Here is a 20,847-nt window from a genome sequence, read left to right as displayed (position 1 = left end):
GATCGTTGTTTTGCAAGCGGATAGCGACGTTTTTACACTTTGTTGAGATAAGAGTCCCTAAAATGCTACACATTAATCATGGTGACCAAGCAACACAGCGACTGAGTACCTTGGGTCTTCCAGGTGACTTTTTGGCTTGGAACGATGTTCTTCATGAAGGTGCACTGCCAAGTGGTTTGACGCTTGAGGATATGTCCAAGATACGAGCCGCGTTTATTGCAGGCCGACATTGGGCAACCCATATGGAAGCCCAGCTGCATTTCCAGACTCGTGATACCATTTTGCAAAGCGGTGCAGAAGCGGGTGAGGTTGTGTTTTGGTTAACCCCAGAGCTATACGACCATTTGCATTTGTTGCAAGTCTTTACCTGGTTTGCAGGCGAGGGCAAACACTGTAATCCCCCTCAATTTGTGGTGCTCCATCAAGGCTTCTATGAAGATGCTTCAACGGATCAAGCATTAAAGACTGCTTTTCAACAGCGTGAAACCGCCAGCGACTCTGTATTAGATGATTGCTCTCGGTTGTGGGATGCGATTACCGCGCCTTCTCCCCGAGCATTAGAGGAAGCCGTGCATGATGATGCTCTGTGGCGTCGTTTAGACGGTCACTTCCCTCACATGAAAGAGGCCATTGTGCGTTTGTGTGCTGAATACCCCGACGCTTCTGGGCTCAGTTTGACACAAGCATATGTGCTTTCTGCTCTCCAAGAGGGTGATCTAACCCCTTTTGATCTGTTCAAGGCCGTTAGAGCTCAGGAGCAAGCGCCCTTTATGGGAGATGCATCGTTTTGGCTGATTTTGAACGAGATGATCCACGCCGAATCGCCTTTGTTAACTTGGCAAGGCGAGGGGGCTTTTAGACCTCCTGAATTGATGGGGTTTGACGAGGCCTTTACGAAAGGATCTATCGGCCTTTCAGAGTACGGCAAATCGATTCAGGATGGCCAAGATTGGTTAGAAACCCATACCTTGGATCGTTGGGTAGGCGGGGTGCGCTTAACGGTGCCCGGTTGTTGGCGTTTTGACCGAGCCCCTAATCGCTTTTCCAGAAGCTAAGCCTTCGGTGGTTTTTTAAGAAAAGGCGCGTTACGATGTAGCCGTGTTCTGTAAGGTTTTGGGTTTGTTGTTACTGATTCGAACCTTTTCAGTAAAAAAATGGTTAAAAAAAGGTTTGTTATCATGTTGGTAGCTGAAAAATCCGTTGTCTCTATTCACTACACACTGAAAAACGATGCAGGCGAAGTGCTTGATTCATCGGTAGGTCAATCTCCGCTGGCGTATCTGCACGGCGCAAGCAACATCATTCCTGGTTTGGAAAATGCGCTGGTCGGTAAAACCGTAGGTGACAAATTGGACGTATCGGTTACTCCAGAAGAAGGTTACGGCCCTATCCGTGAAGAGTTGGTTCAAAAAGTACCACACGACAACTTCCAAGGTATCGACAACGTTGAAGTAGGTATGCAATTCATGGCTCAAGCGCCTTGGGGTGAGCAGCCTGTAACCGTGGTTGAAGTAGAAGAAGATGGCATCACGTTGGATGGTAACCACCCTCTGGCAGGTCAGAATCTGCACTTTGCGGTTGAAGTAGTTGAAGTTCGCGAAGCGAGCGAAGAAGAAGTGACTCACGGTCACGCACACGGCGAAGGCGGTCATCACCACTAAGCCGTTGCTTTGATGTGAAAAAAACGCAGCTTCTTGCTGCGTTTTTTTATGGGAATTCATTTTCGGCCGATAGGTCATATTAAGTGTTAATGATCACCTACAGCAGAGGATGCGGATGCAAGCACGTCTAAATGAAGCACTGTCGACCATTGAATCGGTTATTTACGGTAAACGTTCTGTCATACGCTTGAGTGTGACGTGCTTATTGTCCGGCGGGCACCTGCTTTTGGAGGATTTACCCGGAATGGGGAAAACCACCTTGGCACACACGCTTGCCAAAGTGTTCGGCCTAAAGTATCGCCGAATCCAGTTTACCAGTGATCTTTTACCTGGGGATGTGTTGGGTGGCCCTGTGTTTGATACTCAGACAGGGGCGTTCCAGTTTCATGAAGGCCCCGTTTTTACACAGCTATTATTGGCCGATGAAATTAACCGCTCTACGGCGAAGACACAAAGCGCCCTTTTAGAAGCGATGGAGGAGAAGCAAGTCTCGATGGACGGGCAAACGCGGCCGCTCCCTGAGCCTTTCTTTGTGATCGCCACCCAGAATCCACTCAGCCAATACGGTACTTATCCATTACCAGAGTCGCAATTGGATCGATTCTTGATGCGTTTATCGATGGGTTACCCTGACCCTGAAACCGAGCGTAAGTTGCTGCTGCACGGTGATACGCGGGTGGACATCGATGCACTACCCAATATCTTCGATGATGCCGCACTGTTAGAAGCGCATAAGGCCGTTAAGCAGATCACCGTTTCCGAAGAGCTTGTGGCGTATGTACAGCGTTTGGCTGAAGCAACAAGGGACCACGAGGGGATCTTACTCGGTCTCTCGCCGCGTGGTGCCTTAGGTTTGCTGGAAGCGTCAAAAGCGTGGGCGTATCTAGAAGGGGCAAGTTATGTAACCCCCGATCATGTTCAGGCCGTGTTTGAGGCGGTGGTTGCACATCGTCTGATGGTGAGAGATGCGCATACCGAAAGCAGCCAACTGTGGGCTAAGCGCCTGCTTGCCAGTGTGGATGTGTTTCAATAGTAGGCGCGAAGCGGATGAATCGATTTGAACGATGGTTGGTATCGCGCTTTCCTGAGAGTGATCACGTCACGCTAACGCAGCGGCGTATTTACATTCTGCCGACTAAAGCCGGGTGGTTCTATGTGTTGGTAGGGTTCGGGGTGCTTTTACTGGGGATCAACTACCAAAATAACTTGGCGTATGCCGTTGCGTTTCTGATGGCCTCGGTCATGATTACCGCCATCCTGCATACCTTTAATAATCTAAGCGGTATTACGCTGCGCTTTGAAGCGCCCAGTCCTTGTTTTGCTAATCGTCCAACGCATTATCGAATGGCCACTCAAGCGAATGCAGATAAATACCAAGTCAAAGCGTCACTGGCAGGTGGTGTTACCAGTACCGCGGATTTATCGTCTTCTGGCCATATGGATTTAGGCTTTAAAGTCCGGCGTCGTGGTGATCGTCCTATGGGCGTTGTGACGGTTGAAACCATCTATCCACTTGGGTTACTTCGTGCATGGAGTCGTACGTCGATACCGCATGCTGTTTTGGTGTATCCCGAACCGATTATGGGCGGGCTTTTGACTGATTTAACAGAGCATGCGCCTCGTTCGGATCAAAACGCGCCTCTAGAGCCTGAAGATGACCTAGACACTTTAAAAGAGTACCAGCAAGGTGAGTCTTTGCGTCGTATCGCTTGGCGAAAAGCCGCGAAGGGGCAGGGGTTATATTCGCTGCAGTTTGAGGAGAAAGACCAGTCCGTTACTTGGTTGTCCATGGCGCTGTGGCCGGAGCTAGATACAGAAACGCGCTTATCCCGTTTGACCGCTTGGGTGTTGGAGCTTGAGAAGCAAGGCACGTCGTATGGGTGGCACCAAGAGGGTTGTATCTTACTGCCGAGTGTCGGCGAGTCGCATAAACGCCAAGTGCTGGAGCAGTTAGCACGTTTTGGGCTAACGCCTAAGGGGCGATCATGACAGGACGAGTGAGCGCTTGGTTTCGTCGTACGCCCAGGGCGAATAAGATGCGTTACGAGACCCTATCGCTCACCCAAAAGCGTTGGTTATTGCTGGTGTCCGTCGGCTTAATGATGCTGCATCTTCCTCAACTGCCGATCTTGATGGCCGCCTTTGTAGCGCTTTTGATGGGCTGGCAGTTTTACACCCAACATCGCCCGATTAAACAACTGACCAAAGCCGCGCTAATGTTGATCGCAGGTGCTGGGGTGTTGGTCAGTGCTGCTCATGCCGATGGGCTGGCGGGTCTCTCGATTTTGCTGGTGGCAGGGGCTGCTCTTAAGCTTTTGGAGCTTAACAGTCGCCGAGACGGCTGGGCCATCATCATGGTGGCGTTTTTCACCATTGCGGTCAGTTTTCTGTTTGACCAATCCATGCTGCTGGCCCTAGTGGGGGTGATGGTGTTTTGGGTGACGTTAACTGCGACCATTGTGATGCATCGCGGGCTGGATTCGAAGGTTAAGACGCGCTCTGTCGTACAGCAAAGCGGTGTTCTTTTGCTGCAGTCTATCCCGGTATTGGTTGTGCTCTTTGTTGTTTTTCCGCGAATTGGCCCTTTGTGGAGCGTCCAGTACAAGCATGCGGTGGCTAAAACGGGGTTATCCGAGACCATGTCTCCGGGGTCGGTCCAGCAACTGACCCGGAATACTGACATCGCGTTTAGAGTGGAGTTTACTCAGGGGGAAGCCCCGTTACCCGAACAACGCTATTGGCGATCGATGACCATGAGTCATTTTGATGGGCGCACATGGTATGTCGAAGAATCCGCGACCGATCAGTTTGCCACCCAAATGAACGATGCCGCTTTTGAGTATCGGGTGGTACTGGAGCCAACGGGGCGTCCTTGGTTGTCCGTGCTGGATTATCCTGTCAGTGTCGAGGCGCGCTCTTATCTAACCTTTGGAAACCAAACGATCAAATCCACGCGGGATGTAGATAGCCGTTTGTCTTATCGGGCCGTCAGTGTCGCAAACGAGGGGTACCTTCCTGAGGCACCGCTTGGTCGTCGTTACCTACGAGTACCTGACCAGAGTGCACCGCGCACCCGCGTTTGGCTAGAGGAGCAAGGTTTAGTGGGTGAGCCTGCGCAAACGGTAAAAGCGCGGCTTATTGAGTTATTTAACCGATCATTCCGATACACCTTAAGCCCGGCTTTGGTGAGTGGTGATTCCACCGATGGCTTCCTATTTGATACGCAAGAAGGGTTCTGTGAACACTTTGCCTCGGCAGCGGCCATTGCGTTTCGGTTAGCGGGTATTCCGGCGCGGGTTGTGGGCGGTTACCTTGGCGGGGAGTGGAACGCGGTTGAAGGCTATATGACCGTTCGCCAATACGAGGCACACGCTTGGGTCGAGTACTGGGAAAAAGGCAAAGGCTGGGTACGCTTTGATCCTACCGCTGCGGTTGCGCCTGAGCGGGTTGAGCTATCGTTCGATCAATTGTTTTCTGATGATCAGGCGTTTGCGGCCGATGCACCGATCTCTCTGATTCGTCTTGAAAAGCATTGGAGCTTTATCAGTGGTTTGCGCCAGCAATACGATGCGCTTAACTACCGTTGGCATCGTATGGTGTTGGATTATCAAAGTCAGGATAATCAGTGGCTGCAAGGCTGGCTTAACAGTCGCTATCGTTGGGTGGCCTTGGCGTTAATCGTGATCATTCCGGGTGTGTGCTTAGGCCTCGTTCTCTTGTGGATGCAACGAAAAAAAGCGCGTTACACCACAGTTGTTGGCGTACAGCTTGAAAAAATCTCTCACCGGTTATCTAAGGTGGACCGACGTTTGCAACGTAAATCGGGAGAAACCGCTGCACACTACTTAGCACGCCTTGTGGAGGTTTATCCCGCACTGTCTGAACCGGCGACTCAATGGTTGAATGCTGCCCAAGGGTATTACTATAACGAGCGCGAGGCAGAGAGTGGTAAGCTGCATGATGCGTGGAAGCCGCTTTGGCGCTCCATCCAGTCCATGGCTAAACACCACCGCCGATCATAATGCTGTTTAAACGTCGACAAACACCCTCCAGCCGCCCGAAACCTCCTCCGGAGGATCGTGGGTTATCGTTGCGTGGCCAGAATATTGACTACCGCTTGGTCCGATCCTCACGAAAGACATTGGGCTTTGAAATAAAACAGGGCCAGCTTTGGGTGCGCGCACCGATGAATGCGTCTATCCGCTGGATTGAGAGTGTGCTGCTGGAGCGAGCTGATTGGATAGTCGGTCACCTTGAGCGTCAAGTCGCGCATATCGCAGAGCACCAACCCTCTCCGTATCAGCGCGCCTCGCTCTCTTGGCTTGGTGAGGAGCGACCGCTTATGATTCGTGCTGCAAAACGAAACGAGGTGCTTTTTGATGGAGAGGTTTTCTTTGTCTATCTGGGGAGTCGAAGTCAAAAGCCGGAACAAGCGCGGGTGGATGAGTTGTTAAGCCAATGGTGCCAAAGCGAAGCGAAAGCTTATCTAAAGGCGCGAACGGAGCATTGGGCGAAGGTCATGCAGGTAAACCCTTCTGGCATCGAAGTTAAGTCCTTTAAGCGCATGTGGGGGCGATGTTCATCCAAAGGTGAGGTCGCGCTGAATTGGCGATTGATGTTAGCGAGCCCCAAGGCCATCGACTATGTTGTGATTCATGAGTTGGCGCATTTAAGTGTGTTTAACCACAGCCCAGCGTTTTGGCAGCGTGTCGCTCAGTTTTGTCCAGACTACGATGTGTGGCGCCGGTATTTTAATGAGCGCGGCAGTTGGCTGAGTTGGAAAGCCTGATCTAGATCATACTTTGGTATCGAATTGTAGAATGTGCCAAATATCGCGGTAAAAGAACCTTCTTTTTGGCCGATGATCCCTGTGAAACCTGAATTTACTGCTACCTTTAAAGGAGCTGTGGGATCAACAAAATAGGCCAGGATGGCGATCAGCAGAAGAAGAATTAGGACTTCACATGAGTCTATACCAAGCCATCGAACGCACTTTCTTTAATACATTAACCAAGAAAATTGTGGGTAATGTGCTCTTCCTTTTGATGCCTCACATGTTGATGCTATTGATTGGATACCACTATTTCGATCACTTAAAAAGCACGTTGGCGCAAAGCGACATTGCCGCTGATGTCAGTGCAGTTTTGGTGGCCGATTTGGATGCCTTTATGCAATGGGGGCTGATTACGATTGGCTTGGCGGTATTGGGTGGGATTTTTACCATCTTCTTTATGCGCCACCTGTTTCTGCGCCCCATTAACGCCATGATTTCGGTCTTTAAGCACATCAAGAATAACGATGGGGATATTTCGGTTACCTTGCCGGAGTTCACCTACGATGAAATCCGCGATATGGCCCACAGCTATAACCAATTTGCGGAGCGTCTGCGTCGGATGATTGCTGAATCTCGACGTCGGACCGTCAGTGTGGCACTTGGCGCAACCCGTATGCAAAAGGTATTGAACAAGGCCAGTGGTTCGGTGCTTAAGCAAGAAGAGCAAGCCCAACTGGTGTTCCAATCCAGTCAAGAAGCCTCGCAAGCGGTTCAAGAGGTTGCTGAAACCACTCTGCACATCAGTGAGCAGAACGAAAAAAATATGGGCGATGTGCGTAAGTCCAGCGAAGAGATGATGAAGGTGTTGGATCAGGTTCGCTCCATTTCGGAACTGGTCAACAACTTCCAAGAAACGGTTCAAAAGCTGAACGAAAACTCCGAAAACATCACACGTATCTTGACCATGGTTCAGGACTTCTCCGATCAGACCAACTTGCTGGCGCTCAACGCGTCGATTGAGGCGGCCCGAGCTGGGGATGCAGGCCGCGGTTTTGCGGTGGTTGCGGATGAGGTGCGCAACTTATCGCAGAAAGTCAGCGTAGCCACTAACGAGATCGATAAGAACATTCTTGAGATGAGTGACCTGATGGGGCATACGCGGACGCGTTCCGAAAATATACGCGAGTACGTGCAAAATACCGAAGGCTTTATTGCAAACACCAACGATCAGTTCCACTCGTTGGTAACGGATTTTGAGAGCGTCAATATGCGTTTGGCCGGTATCAGTGCGGCCATTGATGAGTTGTCGTACAGCAATAAGCAATCCCACGGTCATGTAACGGAAATTACCCAGATTGCTCAACACATCGACGATGAGATGAAAGAGTCGATCAACCACTCCGAAGAGTTGGAAATCGCCACCGAAGAAACCCAAGAGCTGCTCTCAAGGTTCATCATTGGTTACGGTGGGTTTGAGAGCATGATTCAAGCGGGACGCCGCTGGGCAGCGCAAACTCAGCAGGCGCTACAAAAGCTGTCGGATGATGGTCAAAACCTGTTTGATACTGACTACAAACGGATGAACCCGAATCAAAAACCCGAGAAGTTTGATGTCAGTTACGCCAGCGCTTATGAAGCGGTGATGCGTCCCTTGTTTGATAGCTTTATTGCAGAGCGCTCCGAGTTTATCTACGCCATTGCGGTAGATAAAAACGGGTATGCGGCTGCTCACCACGCCAAGGTATCGAACAACATGACCGGCAATTTCGATGTCGATAACTTAAAGAGTCGTCATCGTCGTAAATTCGATGGTAACCGAGCCGAGAAACGTCGTTGCAATCATACGAATCCTTTCCTATTACAGACCTTTGTGCGTGATACCGGCGAGGTTCTAAACGACTTATCAATCCCGCTATACATCAATGATCAGCACTGGGGCTCCCTGATCATGGGCTTTAATCCAGATTGCTTGTTATCGGAGTAATCGCTGCACATAAAAAACGCCCAATTTGGGCGTTTTTTATGTCTGATGAAAGGCGTGTGTCAGTGTTGCTCTAAAACCAAGCGCGCAATGATACCTTTCGCAAATTCGTAGGATAGGGGTTTAGAGCACAACGCGGTGACGCCTGCTTTTTGTATCGCAGCTAAGCGCTGTTGATCTTCTTCTGAGGTAATCATAACGACAGGTACACTGCTTTGGTCAGTCTCGTGGCGGATGCGCTCCACCATTTCACGACCATCCAAATTAGGCATGTTGTAGTCTGAGATCACCATATCAAACCGAGTGGTATTGATCTTCTCAAGCCCCTCGGTCCCATCCGTGGCTTCAGTAATGTTGTGTATGCCAATACCACTCAAGATTCGAGCAACGTACTTACGAGACATCCGGCTGTCATCGACCACCAGAATGTTCAAATCCTCAAAGCGATCATCAAATACGCCTTCTTCCTCGACCGTTTGATCAGATAGGTAAAGCAGGATGCTTTGCAGCGCCGCTTCCAAATCGTCACGGTCAAAAGGTTTGGGCAAAAGAGCAATCGCACCGGATTGGCGAATGGGCTCTAGGTAACGGTGATGTGTTTCCGAGGAGATCAGCATAAACGTGACCCCTGACAAAGACTCGTCTTCACGCATCTTTGTCACCACATCGGTGCCGGTCATATCTGGAAGGTGCATAGACGATACCACCAAATCAGGCTTTTGCGTTTGCATAAACGCCAGCGCCTCATGAGCGGTAGAAAACTCTTCGATATCTTCAATCGAAAAGCTCTTTAGATGATTTGTGATGATCGATCGCTGAACGCGGGAGGGTTCAATGACCAAAACAAAAAGATCTTCAAAATTCATCAAGGGTCTCAGCGATGATCAACGGGTTATATCAAGTCTAACACGTAAATAAAAATTTGCTTGGAAGGGGGAACGCATCCCCCTTTAAAATATCGTCCAATCACGGATTTTCTTTACGGTTAGTTTACTTAGTGTTTTCTAGGCCAATTTCCTTGAGAGCTTTGGAGAGCACTTTTCGGATTTCAGTTTCATCTTCTAAAGTGGATACCTTGGCAAATAGTCGCTGGCAATGCTCACGCTCGATGCGCCGGATTAGCCACTTCACTTTAGGGATTTTATGCGCACTTAGGCTTAATCGGTCAAAGCCTATTGCGATCAGCAGCAAAACGGAGGCTGGGTCCGCGGCCATCTCACCGCACAAGGAGACGGGCAGTTGCAGCTCCGTGCATTTTTGTCGAATAAACCTAAGCGCAGAGAGCATGGCCGGGTTCAAGTTATCGAACAAACGCGACACTTTGGGGTTGTTCCGATCCACCGCCAGCAAGTATTGTGTTAAGTCGTTTGAGCCGATCGACACAAAGTCAATGTACGGGGCAATCTTCTCAAGCAACAGCAGTGTGGAGGGCACCTCAATCATAATGCCAAGCTTTGGCATGATGGCTTGTTTGCCCTCGTTTTGCAGCTCGCTGATCACCTGGGTAAGTAAGTCGCGTATGGTTTTGACTTCGTCAATGCGGCTTACCATGGGGATCAATATCTGCAGGTTATCCCGACCGTGCGCGGCGCGTACCATGGCACGAAGCTGAGTCACCTGTAAGGCGGTATTGTCCAGTGTGAAACGGATACCGCGCCAACCCAAATAGGGGTTTTCCTCTTTGAGTTCAAAGTAGGGCAGTTGCTTGTCACCCCCGATATCCAGCGTGCGCATGGACACCGAGCGCGGTGCGTATGCATCCAGTACCTCTTTGTAGATCTGATACTGCTCCTCCTCGGTGGGGAAGCTGTCGTGGATCATAAAAGGGATCTCGGAGCGATAAAGCCCAATCCCCTCGGCACCGTTTTTAAGACCAGGGGATACGTCGGCTAATAAGCCGGTGTTGGTAAAGAGGCTTACGTGAAAACCATCCAAGGTGACCGCAGGCTCATCGCGCAGCGAGGCCAGTGACTGGTTAAACTGCTGGTCGCTGGCCTTGATGCGCTCAAACTCTTTGAGCATCTGCTCCGGTGGGGAGATGATGATGTCGCCTCGGCTGGCATCCAACACGGCCCATTGGCCTTTGTATTTTTTGATCTTAAGGTCCGACACGCCCATGATGGCTGGGATACCCAAGGCGTTGGCAACGATGGCGGTGTGCGATAGGGCCGAACCTGACCGGCAGACAATCCCTTGGATTTTATCTAATGGGTACTCGGATAGATCGGCAATGCTGATCAAATCCCCCATTAAAATCATCGGCTGGTCGGTGTCGCGCTCGCTGTCTTGCTCACGCTTAGCCATCTGGGTCATCAGCTTGATCGCAATGTTGCGAACATCTTCCCCGCGGGCTTTTAAGTAAGGGTCGTCGGTTTTCTCAAAGCTGGAAGCGAGCTTTAACGCGGTTTGTCGAACCGCCCACGCGGCTGTATACCCTTCGCGAATTAAAGCGCGCGGCTCATCACTGAATTCAGGGCTTGAGAGCATCATGCGGTAGACGCCAAACAGCGTCGCGATGTCCTCGGGCAGTTCCTTCTCGATTTTGGTTGCCCCAAGGGCTAAATCTTCAGAAACGGTGGTGAGTGCGCGCTCAAAACGGCGCAGCTCGCGCTCTGGGTCTTCGGCTTTGGCGCTGGGCTCGTTTTGTAAGTCAATGTGTGCGTGGATCGGGGTTAGCTCCCCGATACCAATGCCATCGGAGCCGATAATGCCGGAGTAACGCTGAAACAATTTGCGTGGCTTACGGCTGGATAGCCACTCACCCGATTTTTGAATGTTATACAGCGTGCCGGCCAATTGAGATGCGATGGTCACCAAGAAGGCTTCGGCTTCTTGGGAGAAGGCTTTCTGCGGGGTGCCTTGAACCACCAGCACCCCAATCAATTGGCGAAGGTGGATCAGTGGTACGCCCATAAACTGCTTGTATGCCGTCTCGTGCGCTTCTGGGAAGAAGACGAATTTATCGTGAGAGGGCGCATCCGGTAAGTTAAGTGGGTGTTTTGTAGCAGCGATGGTACCCACCAAGCCTTCGTCTAGGCTCAATTTGATCTTACCAATGGAAGATTCGGCCAACCCTTGTGTGGCGGCTAAAATCAGCTTGGATCGACTTGGCGATTTTAAATACAAGCTGCACACAGGCACATCCATAATATCCGCTAAACGCGCCACAATCCCCTGCATCGCGCTGACCGCGTTTTCGGCAGTGGAGATTTCTTGGACCAATTGGGCGAGTGTGGCGAATGATTGCTGCATGTCCTTGCGACTTCCATACTATTAGCCATTCATAATCGCACACAGAACAAGGATTTACCATTGGCCGCAAGGCCTGAATATACGGTATATTGTTCGATAAGTTCGAACATACCGTTGAGGGATCGTGCCTGTGGTTTTACAGGTGGTCTGCGGCGGTTTGGCTAAGAGTTCTGCTAAAAGAGTTTATTCGATTCATGAAGAGTTTTTTGTTCACAACCGATAACGATCGCGGCGGTGTCATGTTGTGCGATATCGATACTTTAGAAGATGCGGTCGATTACCTGCACACGCGCTTTAAAGGGGTTATCCGTGTCGAACAGGGTAAAGATGTTTGGACGCAAGAGTCAGGCTTTCAGTTTGTTACCGCACAACCCCAAGGTGAATCGGAGCCCTCGCCTAATTCCGGTTAACGCTTAAGCGTAAGTATTGTGATCGGACTCTATTCTGTTCTGCCAAGGTGACGCATGCTCTATCTTTACCACTCCAACGCGCTGGACCAATTACGCGATGTGTTGGTCGAGATGATTCGGCGAGCCCCGTTAGATGAGCCGTTTGCGTGCGATCAAATACTGGTGCAAAGCCCCGGTATGGCGCAGTGGTTAAAGCTAGAGTTGGCCGAGCAGATCGGCATTTGCGCCAATGTGGATTTTCCACTGCCGGCCAGTTTTTTGTGGCGTATTTTCAGTGAAGCCTTGGACGATGTTCCCGAGCGCTCCGCCTACAGTAAAGATGCGATGACTTGGAGTTTGATGCGTTTACTGCCGCTGCGCATTGAGTCGCCTGAGTTTACCTTGCTTAAGCACTACCTAGCGGTCGATGAAGACCCACTTCGTCTCTACCATTTGTGCGCTAAAATTGCCGACCTCTTTGACCAATACTTGGTGTATCGTCCTGATTGGATCGCCGCGTGGGAAGCCGGAGAGAACGAAGCTGTCGTGGATGATCATCTGTGGCAACCCATCCTCTGGCGTGATTTGGTCGCTGATACTCAAGGACGCGGTTTGCCGCATTGGCATCGAGCCAACATGTACGACACCTTTGTATCGGCATTGAATGCTAAAACCGCAATTAATGGCCTGCCCAATCGAGTCTTTGTCTTTGGTATTTCAGCTCTGCCGAAAAACTATTTAGAAGCGCTGACGGCCGTGGCTCAAAAAACCGATGTTCACCTCATGGTGGCGAACCCATGCCGCTACTATTGGGGCGACATCATCGACCCTAAGTATCTAGCAAGACTGAACCGTAAATGGTTTAAAGAGGGGCGGGACCCGAGTCTGCTTCACTTTGATGAAGGCCATCCGTTGCTGGCGTCCATGGGGAAGCTGGGGCGTGATTATCTGTACCTATTACAAGAGATGGGGTTGGATGAGGTTGGGCTTTTCTCTGAGCCTTCCTATGACTCGCTGTTACACGCGGTGCAATCCGATATTCTGGAGCTTAAAAACCAAACGCGTGAGGATAAACGCGATCATCTCTTTGAATGGCAAGCGAGCGATCGAAGCATCGAGCTGCACAATACCTACAGCCCCATGCGTGAGGTCGAGGTACTGCACGATCAGCTGTTGGCGATGTTTGAGGAAGACCCGTCTCTAAAACCCCGAGACATCATTGTGATGGTGCCCGATGTCGCGGCGTACGCCCCGTACATCGATGCCGTGTTTGGCAATGCGCACGGTGATACCTATTTGCCCTTTTCGATATCGGACCGATCCGCCGATCAGGAGATCCCGCTGATCAACAGCTTTTTGCACTTGATCAGCTTAGATCGAAAACGCTTCACCACGACCGAGATCCTTGATCTTCTAGAGCTGCCCGCCACGTTACGGGCCTTTGGGTTGAGTAAATCGGAGTTTGATCAGATCCGCGCGTGGGTTAACCAAGCGGGTATCCAGTGGGGCGTGAACGCTGGCGCTCGCAAAGAGGTTTGCGACGTAGCTTTTGATCAAAACAGCTGGTCTTTTGGGTTGGATCGCCTCATGAGCGGCTACGCGATGGGCGATGCCGAAGGGCTGTGGCACAACATCGCACCATTGGGCGAGGTCAGCGGTTTGGCATCGGCCACCCTTGGCGAGTTTGAACGCTTTTTTGATGCGTTAGTTGGACTTCGCGCAGCGTTCACCGGTGAGAAAACGCTAGAGGTATGGTCCGAAGCGCTGCACCAACTGATCGATACCTTCTATACGCCCGATGAGCGGGATCAAGAAGCGCTAGAGATGATTCTATCCGCACTGGAATCGTTGCAATCCACCTTGAGCGAAGCTCAGTATCCGCACCCCATTCATGCGGATATTTTAAAAGATTATCTGGCCGAGCAGCTGACCTCGATCCGCTCCACTCAGCGCTTCCTCTCGGGGCAGATCAACTTCTGTACCCTAATGCCGATGCGGGCCATCCCCTTTAAAGTGGTGTGCCTTTTGGGGATGAACGATGGCGAGTACCCGCGCTCCATCCCTCCGATGGGCTTTGATTTGATGTCCAAGCCTGGCAATGGCCGCAAGGGAGATCGATCCCGCCGAGACGATGACCGCTACCTCTTTTTGGAGGCGCTGCTCTCGGCTCGAGGACGCTTGTACATCAGCTATGTGGGACGCTCGATCCAAGACAATACCGAGCGTGTGCCCTCCGTACTGGTCAGTGAGTTGATGGAGTATTGTGACCAAGCTTACAACCCAGATGCGGAGTTTGAGCCGGGTAAATTGATTAAAGCGGTCACCGTCGAGCACCCGCTTACCGCGTACAGCCGACGCTACTATGTGTCGGAGTCGGATCGGTTATTCAGCTTTAACCCGCGCTGGGCCAACACGGCACAGCATGAGAGCAAACGCGGCTTTTTAGATGCCGTACTGCCCTTTGTCGATAAACCGCACATCGATTTGGATGAGTTGGTGCGTTTTTATCGCGACCCCATTGAGGCCTTCTTTACCGAGCGCCTGCAAGTACGTTTTCCGGAGACGGCGGGTGTTCCAGAAGATGAGGAGCCATTTGAGGCCGCAGGCTTATCTAAATACCTGCTTCGCAAACGCCTAATGGACGCCGCCATGAAGGAGGAAGACCTCATTGAGCTTGGGCAGTTTCTGCTTCGTCAAGGTGGGCTTCCGGTTGGCCGTGCGGGTGAGCGAGAACTGAACCAGCGTATCAAAGATGTTGTTGAGCTTCGTGAAAAACTCCACCCGCTGATGAACGGTGAGCCAGAGCTTGTCGAAGTACGTTTATCCGTGCTGTTATCAAGCGGGAACACCGTTGCGCTGGAGGGCTGGTTAACCGGCGTTTATCCGGATCATCGCTTAGTTTATAACGTCACCAAACTCTCGGGTAAGCAGCTCTTTGCGCTTTGGATAGAGCACTTGGCACTGTGCGCGGTGGGGCACTCGACGCCTTCCATCTATCGTGCCTTGGATAAGCAGATCCTGTTTCGAGCCATGTCCCCAGAGCAAGCGCTTGAGCAACTGGCTCGCTTATTGGAGGGCTATTTGCAAGGACTGACGTCGCCGATGGCTTGGTCGCCGACCTTGGCTAAGCCTTTATTGGATAACAAGGATGAGGATAAGGCCTGGGCCAAAGTGGAAGAGGCGTTTGTAGCGGCCGTCGAAGGGGATTGGGTGAACTATTACCTGTTACGAACCTATCCTGATTGGGCGTTGTTTAAGCCTGCGTTTATCGAGCACCACAAAGCCTTGTTCAGCGGGGTATCCGACCATTTGGAGGAGAGCTAGCATGAGCGATGTGCGCATCCTAAACCCCGAAACGCTAGAGCTAGAAGGGCTTGGGCTGATCGAAGCCAGTGCCGGTACTGGTAAAACCTACACACTGGCCGCCTTGTATTTAAGGCTTCTGCTTGGGTTGGCAGGCCCCAAAGAGCGCCGAGGTGATCTGGGTGTCGAAAACCTGTTGGTTGTAACCTTCACAGAGGCCGCCACCCAAGAGCTAAGAGACCGTATCCGTCAGCGCATTCGCGAAGCGCGCTGGGCGTTCTTAACTGGGCAAACAAACGATCCTTTTTTGCAGTCCTTGCTGGATCAATGCGATCAGCACGATGTGCAGGCTAAGCGACTTGATGAAGCGGCTTCGGCGATGGACCAGGCATCCGTCTTTACGATCCACGGCTTTTGCCAGCGCATGCTTAAACAGCACGCCTTTGAGAGTGGCTCCACCTTTAACATGGAGTTAACCACCGACGATCAAGCCTTGGTACGCCAAGCGGTGTTGGATACCTGGCGCTCCATCGTTTACCCCTTAGACGATGCACTGGCCGACGAGGTCTTGAGCGTCTTTCGAACGCCGGATGATCTTCTCGCTTCGCTCTCTGGATTGATCAAAACCGAAGGCTTAAAAGTAGAGCCAGACCTGCACGACACCGATCTTAATCAGGTGTGGCACGCGTTTGATGATCAAAAAACAAGGCTAAAAGAGGTTTGGCAACAGGGCGCAGCGGACTTGCCTGATCTATTACTGGCCGCTGAGATGAACGGCCGTGTGTATCAAAAAGCACGCTTGGCTACTTGGATCGAGAGCATTACGGCGTTTCTGAATGGAGAGGTCGATAAAGCCCCAAGCCAGTTGGATCGATTCACTAACGAGACAGTTGCAGCCAATACCAAAAAGGGCGAGCCGCCCACGCACCCCATTTTCAATGCGGTTGATGATTATTATGAGGCGCTCGTGCCGGTGAAAGAGATCATCCAGTGCAAAGCCTTACATAAGGTACACACGGCCCTAGCACTTGAGAAACAGCGCCATAAAATGATGGGGTTTGATGATCTGTTAGGTAACTTAGCCAAAGCCCTTCGTGCACAGGATGGGCAGCGTTTGGCCGAGGCGATCCGCCATCAGTACCCGGTGGCCCTGATTGATGAGTTTCAGGATACCGACCCGCTGCAATATCGCATCTTTTCCGATCTTTACGCGGCCTCATCGAAGGAGGCGTCTGCGCTCTTTATGATCGGTGATCCTAAGCAATCGATTTACGCGTTTCGTGGCGGCGATATCTTTACCTACATGATGGCGCGGCGCGAAGTGCAAGCGCATTACACCTTGGATACGAACTGGCGCTCCACCACCGCGATGGTGGAGGGGGTGAATGCGCTGTTCCATCAATCCAATGCGCCCTTTATGTACCCCGATGATATACCGTTTTTACCGGTGAAATCGGCCGGTAAAGCCGATCAACAGCCACTGACGCATAATGGCAAACCGTTACCTGCGATGACGGTGTGGCACCCCGATGAGCCCTTAAAGAACAAAGCCTATGGCACCTTAATGGCTGCAAACACAGCGCAGCAGGTGTCGGCCATGCTCTTGGATGAGGGCTACCAACTGGAGGGGCGGGCGCTTAAACCTGATGATATCGCCATCTTGGTTCGGGATCGGAACGAGGCACGGCTGATTCAAGATGCACTGGCTAAGGTGAATGTCGCTTGTGTGTATCTGTCGAATCGACAAAGCGTGTTTGACACCCAAGAAGCGCGCGAGCTGTTATATCTTTTGCAAGCGATCCAAACCCCTTCGGATGAGCGCAAGGTGCGAACTGCCATCGCGTCTGGTTTATTTGCAATGACCGTGAGCGAGCTGGACCAAGTGCTCAATGACGAGGTGGCTTGGGAAACGCTGGTGGATGAGTTTATCGATTATCAGCGTTTGTGGCAGCGCATTGGTGTATTGCCGATGATTCACCACCTGTTGGACCTTCGAAAGATCAATACTCGCCTGTTGTCGGAACCCGACGGAGAGCGCCGCTTGACGGATCTTTTGCATCTGGCTGAATTACTCCAAACCGCCAGCCAGTCCCTAGAAGGGGAGATGGGTTTACTGCGTTGGATGATGGAGCACATCGCCCACCCAAATGCCAACGCCGATGAGCAACAGATGCGCCTAGAAAGTGAGCGCACGCGAGTGACTATTATCACGATTCACAAGTCCAAAGGCTTGGAGTACAACGTGGTGTTTTTGCCCTTCATTAGCCGTCACAAAGCCGCTAAGTCGGGTGTGTTCCACGAGGACAGTGGCGAGAGCGTTTATCACCTAAGCCCAGACGATGATGCGCTGCAGAAAATTGATCAAGAACGCCTGGCCGAGGATGTGCGCCTACTGTATGTGGCGATGACGCGTCCTGTACATGCGTGTTTTATGGGCGTGGCCGATCTTTGCTACGGGAATGCGAAAAAGCCCGATACTGCCCAAGGGGCGCTTGGTTACTTGTTGATGCATACGCTTGAGTCCTATCAAGAACACCCCAAAGAGGGGATTCGCACACTCGATGAAGGGGTAGCGAAGCTTCAAGAGAGTGCGCCCAAACAGACTTGGAGAGTAATACCGCCGCCGTTTAGCGGTGAGTTGCAAAGTGATCAGCTAGAGCTGTCCTTGTTCGATTTGCCCGATCAAACCCCAGAACCACAAGGCGCAGCGCGAGCGTTCACGGCCGAGGTCGAGCGGAATTGGCGCGTGACCAGTTATTCCGGACTGTCTCGGGTGCTGGCCGATGACGGCGTCAGCGCCCATCATGAACCCATTACCGATCAGAAAATGGATGTGGAAGTGCTTGATGAGCGCGGCGAACACCTAGTCGAGGTCGAGGAGGAAACCCTATGGGATATTCATCACTTCCCTAAAGGGGCTACCGCGGGGACGTTTTTGCACGCTTTGTTCGAAGAGGTGTCCTTCATTAATCCCAATTGGCCAGAGCTTTCCGAGTGGTTAGAAAAGCAGTTACCGATCAGCGGCTTTGAGCTTGAATGGGTAAACCCTTTGCAAGCGTATTTATCCAGTGCTTTGACGACCCCGTTATCGCCGCTTGGGTTCTCGTTATCGGAGATTGCGGATCAGGATCGCAAGGTAGAAATGGAGTTTGTACTGCCGTTCAAACCCTTGCATGTCAGTGCGATCAACCGCTTATTGCGCCAGCATGATCCTTTAGCAGCGAAGGCTCGCTCGCTGCAGTTCGAGACGGTGCAAGGGATGCTAAAAGGCTTTATCGATCTGACCTTTCGTCATCAGGGGCAGTATTTTGTACTGGATTACAAATCCAATTATTTGGGTGAGGATGCCACGGCCTACACACAAGAGGCGATGGGGATGGCGATGATGGATCACCGCTATGATTTTCAGTACGTGTTATACACCTTGGCGCTGCATCGACTGCTAAAAGTACGCTTGTCTGATTATGACTACGATCGAGATATTGGTGGGGTGGTGTACCTCTTTTTGCGAGGCCTCGAATCCGACAAGCCGGGGCAAGGTGTGTTTTATACCAAACCCTGCAAAGCTTTAATTGAGGGCTTAGATGCCATGATGGACGGCACTGTACCTGTGGAGGTGGCGTCATGAATCCATCTGAGAACCCCGTTTGGGCAAGGCTACTTGATGAGGCGGTGATTCGCCCAATCGATTACCACTTTGCCAACTGGTTAGGTACGACCTCTAACGCCAGTGAGTCGCAACAAATGTTGGCCGCTTTGGTCAGCCGTCTGTTGGGGGACGGTCACATCTGTGTCCGGCTCGATCGAATCGCCTCTGTGACCAGTGAGTGGCCGACCAGTGTTCAGCCCGAGCTTCGCCGTTTATTGCCAAGTGATACTTTGTCAGCAAAAGCGTTGATCGATCAAACCGTGATCGGTGATGGACGGGCGTTGACCCCGCTGGTTCTGAGTGAGGATCGCTTCTATCTGTATCAGTATTTTCAGTATGAGCGGCAGGTAGCCCACGCGCTATCAGTAAGAGCAGAGCTTGATCACACCCTAACGGATGCCCACATGGCGATGCTCGCCTGCACGGCGGATCAGCTTTTTGACGCGGATGAATCCCCCGATTGGCAAAAAGTTGCTGCGTGTAATGCGGTGATGAACCGCTTAGCGGTGATCAGCGGCGGCCCAGGTACGGGTAAAACCACCACGGTGACGAAGCTTCTTGCGATGTATCTGACCCTTGAACGAGACAAGCGATTGGCGGCCGGGAACGAGCACTGGCCGGTGATCCAACTGGCCGCCCCAACAGGCAAAGCCGCCGCCCGTTTATCGGAGTCCATTGCCGGGGCGAAAGAGTCGTTACCGTTAGATGCGGGGTTAAAAGCGCACATTCCGGCACAAGGTCAAACTTTGCACCGTCTGTTGGGTGTAAGGCCTAACAATAACCAAGTGAAATACCACCGCGATAATCCATTGCACTTGGACCTTTTAGTGGTGGATGAGGCTTCAATGATCGATCTGCCTTTAATGGCAAAACTGCTGGATGCCTTGCCACCGCATGCGAAGCTGATCCTAATCGGGGATCGATATCAGCTGGCATCTGTCGAGGCGGGCAGTGTCATGGGGGATCTGTGCGATCAACCCGAGGTGGTGGTTAAATCACCTAATCTTCAAAAGCGCTTGGCGGACCTTTGCCAAGTGGATCTGCGTGCAGGGCTTGAAAAGCCAATGGCCAATGCGGTTTCGTTTTTGAAAAAAAGCTATCGTTTTCGGGATGACAGCGGTATAGGGGCTTTGGCATTTGCGGTCAATCAGGGGAATCTACCTGCTTTAAAAACGGCGTTATCCGGTCAATACGATGATGTTGATTGGATTTCTGATACCAGTGATACGCCGGATGCCTTGTTGGACCATATGTTGAAACAGTACACGCCTTTTTTTGAGTGTGTCGAAAAGGGGGCTCAGGCCAGTCTTGTTTTAGAGGCGTTCAATCAATTTCGCTTACTGACCGGGATGCGCCGCGGACGGTTTGGCGTAGAGTCCTTAAATGAGGCGTTTGAGGAACGGCTTTTGAAAGCGCGTGCCATCACACCCAATGGCCGCTGGTACAGCGGAAGGGCGGTGATGATCACCCGAAACGAGCCGTCACTGTCCCTTTATAATGGGGATGTTGGTGTAGCGCTGTTGGATGAGGTCAGCGGGAAGATTCGTGTGTGGTTTGATTTAGGCGGGACACTGAAAAGCTTTTCAACCAGTCGGCTTCCCCAGCATGAGCCTGTTTTTGCTATGACTGTGCATAAAAGCCAAGGATCCGAGTTTAATCAGGTCACCTTGCTCTTGCACGGAGCTGGGCGAGGACTGAGTCGCGAGCTGGTCTATACAGGTATTACCCGAGCGAGGAAGCGGTGTTTACTCTGGGGGGATAAAGCGGTGTTGGTTAAGTCTGCTCAATCGCCGACCATTCGCATGAGTGGGTTGTCGGATCGGTTGTGGCAGTAAGAA

General features: G+C 51.6%; 13 protein-coding genes. 11 read left to right on the top strand and 2 right to left on the bottom strand.

Going from position 1 to position 20,847, the window contains the following annotated elements:
- The first annotated feature begins 62 nt into the window (after window positions 1-62).
- The 7 genes from ACXAF9_RS11055 to ACXAF9_RS11025 all read left to right on the top strand — a co-directional run bounded on the left by ACXAF9_RS11055 (window position 63) and on the right by ACXAF9_RS11025 (window position 8,419).
- Window positions 63-1,055: a hypothetical protein gene (locus tag ACXAF9_RS11055; RefSeq protein WP_475074012.1), complete on the top strand. Its 993-nt coding sequence runs from the start codon at window positions 63-65 to the stop codon at window positions 1,053-1,055.
- 123 nt (window positions 1,056-1,178) lie between these two features.
- Complete coding sequence (gene slyD / locus ACXAF9_RS11050) at window positions 1,179-1,661, top strand: peptidylprolyl isomerase (RefSeq protein WP_475074010.1); 483 nt, start codon at window positions 1,179-1,181, stop codon at window positions 1,659-1,661.
- A 115-nt stretch (window positions 1,662-1,776) separates the two neighbouring features.
- Complete coding sequence (locus tag ACXAF9_RS11045) at window positions 1,777-2,694, top strand: AAA family ATPase (RefSeq protein WP_475074009.1); 918 nt, start codon at window positions 1,777-1,779, stop codon at window positions 2,692-2,694.
- Between the two features lie 14 nt (window positions 2,695-2,708).
- Window positions 2,709-3,650: a DUF58 domain-containing protein gene (locus tag ACXAF9_RS11040; protein WP_475074007.1), complete on the top strand. Its 942-nt coding sequence runs from the start codon at window positions 2,709-2,711 to the stop codon at window positions 3,648-3,650.
- Window positions 3,647-5,683 carry a transglutaminase TgpA family protein gene (locus tag ACXAF9_RS11035; RefSeq protein WP_475074005.1) on the top strand — a complete coding sequence of 679 codons (2,037 nt, stop codon included), beginning with the start codon at window positions 3,647-3,649 and terminating at the stop codon, window positions 5,681-5,683. The genes ACXAF9_RS11040 and ACXAF9_RS11035 overlap by 4 nt, the downstream gene beginning before the upstream one ends.
- A complete protein-coding gene (locus tag ACXAF9_RS11030; protein ID WP_475074003.1) occupies window positions 5,683-6,450 on the top strand; it encodes a M48 family metallopeptidase in 768 nt (255 codons plus the stop codon). Before ACXAF9_RS11035 ends, ACXAF9_RS11030 begins: the two co-directional genes overlap by 1 nt.
- A 175-nt stretch (window positions 6,451-6,625) precedes the next feature.
- On the top strand, window positions 6,626-8,419 hold the full coding sequence (locus ACXAF9_RS11025) for a methyl-accepting chemotaxis protein (RefSeq protein WP_475074001.1): 1,794 nt from the start codon (window positions 6,626-6,628) through the stop codon (window positions 8,417-8,419).
- A gap of 59 nt (window positions 8,420-8,478) precedes the next feature.
- Here the strand turns inward: ACXAF9_RS11025 and ACXAF9_RS11020 are convergent, their stop codons facing one another.
- The gene (locus ACXAF9_RS11020; protein ID WP_475073999.1) at window positions 8,479-9,282 is read right to left on the bottom strand and encodes a response regulator; all 804 of its coding nucleotides are present in this window, start codon (window positions 9,280-9,282) and stop codon (window positions 8,479-8,481) included.
- A gap of 124 nt (window positions 9,283-9,406) precedes the next feature.
- Window positions 9,407-11,668, bottom strand: coding sequence for a phosphoenolpyruvate--protein phosphotransferase (gene ptsP / locus ACXAF9_RS11015; protein WP_475073996.1), 2,262 nt, complete (start codon window positions 11,666-11,668; stop codon window positions 9,407-9,409).
- Between the two features lie 194 nt (window positions 11,669-11,862).
- Between ptsP and ACXAF9_RS11010 the strand changes: the two genes are divergently transcribed.
- The 4 genes from ACXAF9_RS11010 to recD are packed head-to-tail and all read left to right on the top strand — an operon-like array spanning window position 11,863 to window position 20,844.
- The gene (locus tag ACXAF9_RS11010; protein WP_475073994.1) at window positions 11,863-12,078 is read left to right on the top strand and encodes a hypothetical protein; all 216 of its coding nucleotides are present in this window, start codon (window positions 11,863-11,865) and stop codon (window positions 12,076-12,078) included.
- 54 nt (window positions 12,079-12,132) lie between these two features.
- Entirely contained in the window at window positions 12,133-15,381 is a 3,249-nt protein-coding gene (gene recC / locus ACXAF9_RS11005; RefSeq protein WP_475073992.1) for an exodeoxyribonuclease V subunit gamma, read from the top strand.
- 1 nt (window position 15,382) lies between these two features.
- The gene (recB, locus tag ACXAF9_RS11000; protein WP_475073991.1) at window positions 15,383-18,988 is read left to right on the top strand and encodes an exodeoxyribonuclease V subunit beta; all 3,606 of its coding nucleotides are present in this window, start codon (window positions 15,383-15,385) and stop codon (window positions 18,986-18,988) included.
- Entirely contained in the window at window positions 18,985-20,844 is a 1,860-nt protein-coding gene (recD, locus tag ACXAF9_RS10995) for an exodeoxyribonuclease V subunit alpha (RefSeq protein WP_475073990.1), read from the top strand. Before recB ends, recD begins: the two co-directional genes overlap by 4 nt.
- Window positions 20,845-20,847: the final 3 nt, after the last annotated feature.

It is taken from the genome of Neptunomonas sp. ABH4_499, assembly GCF_056160565.1.
The sequence above is the reverse complement of the archived record's forward strand: the minus strand, read 5'-3'. Positions and strand labels throughout refer to the sequence as shown.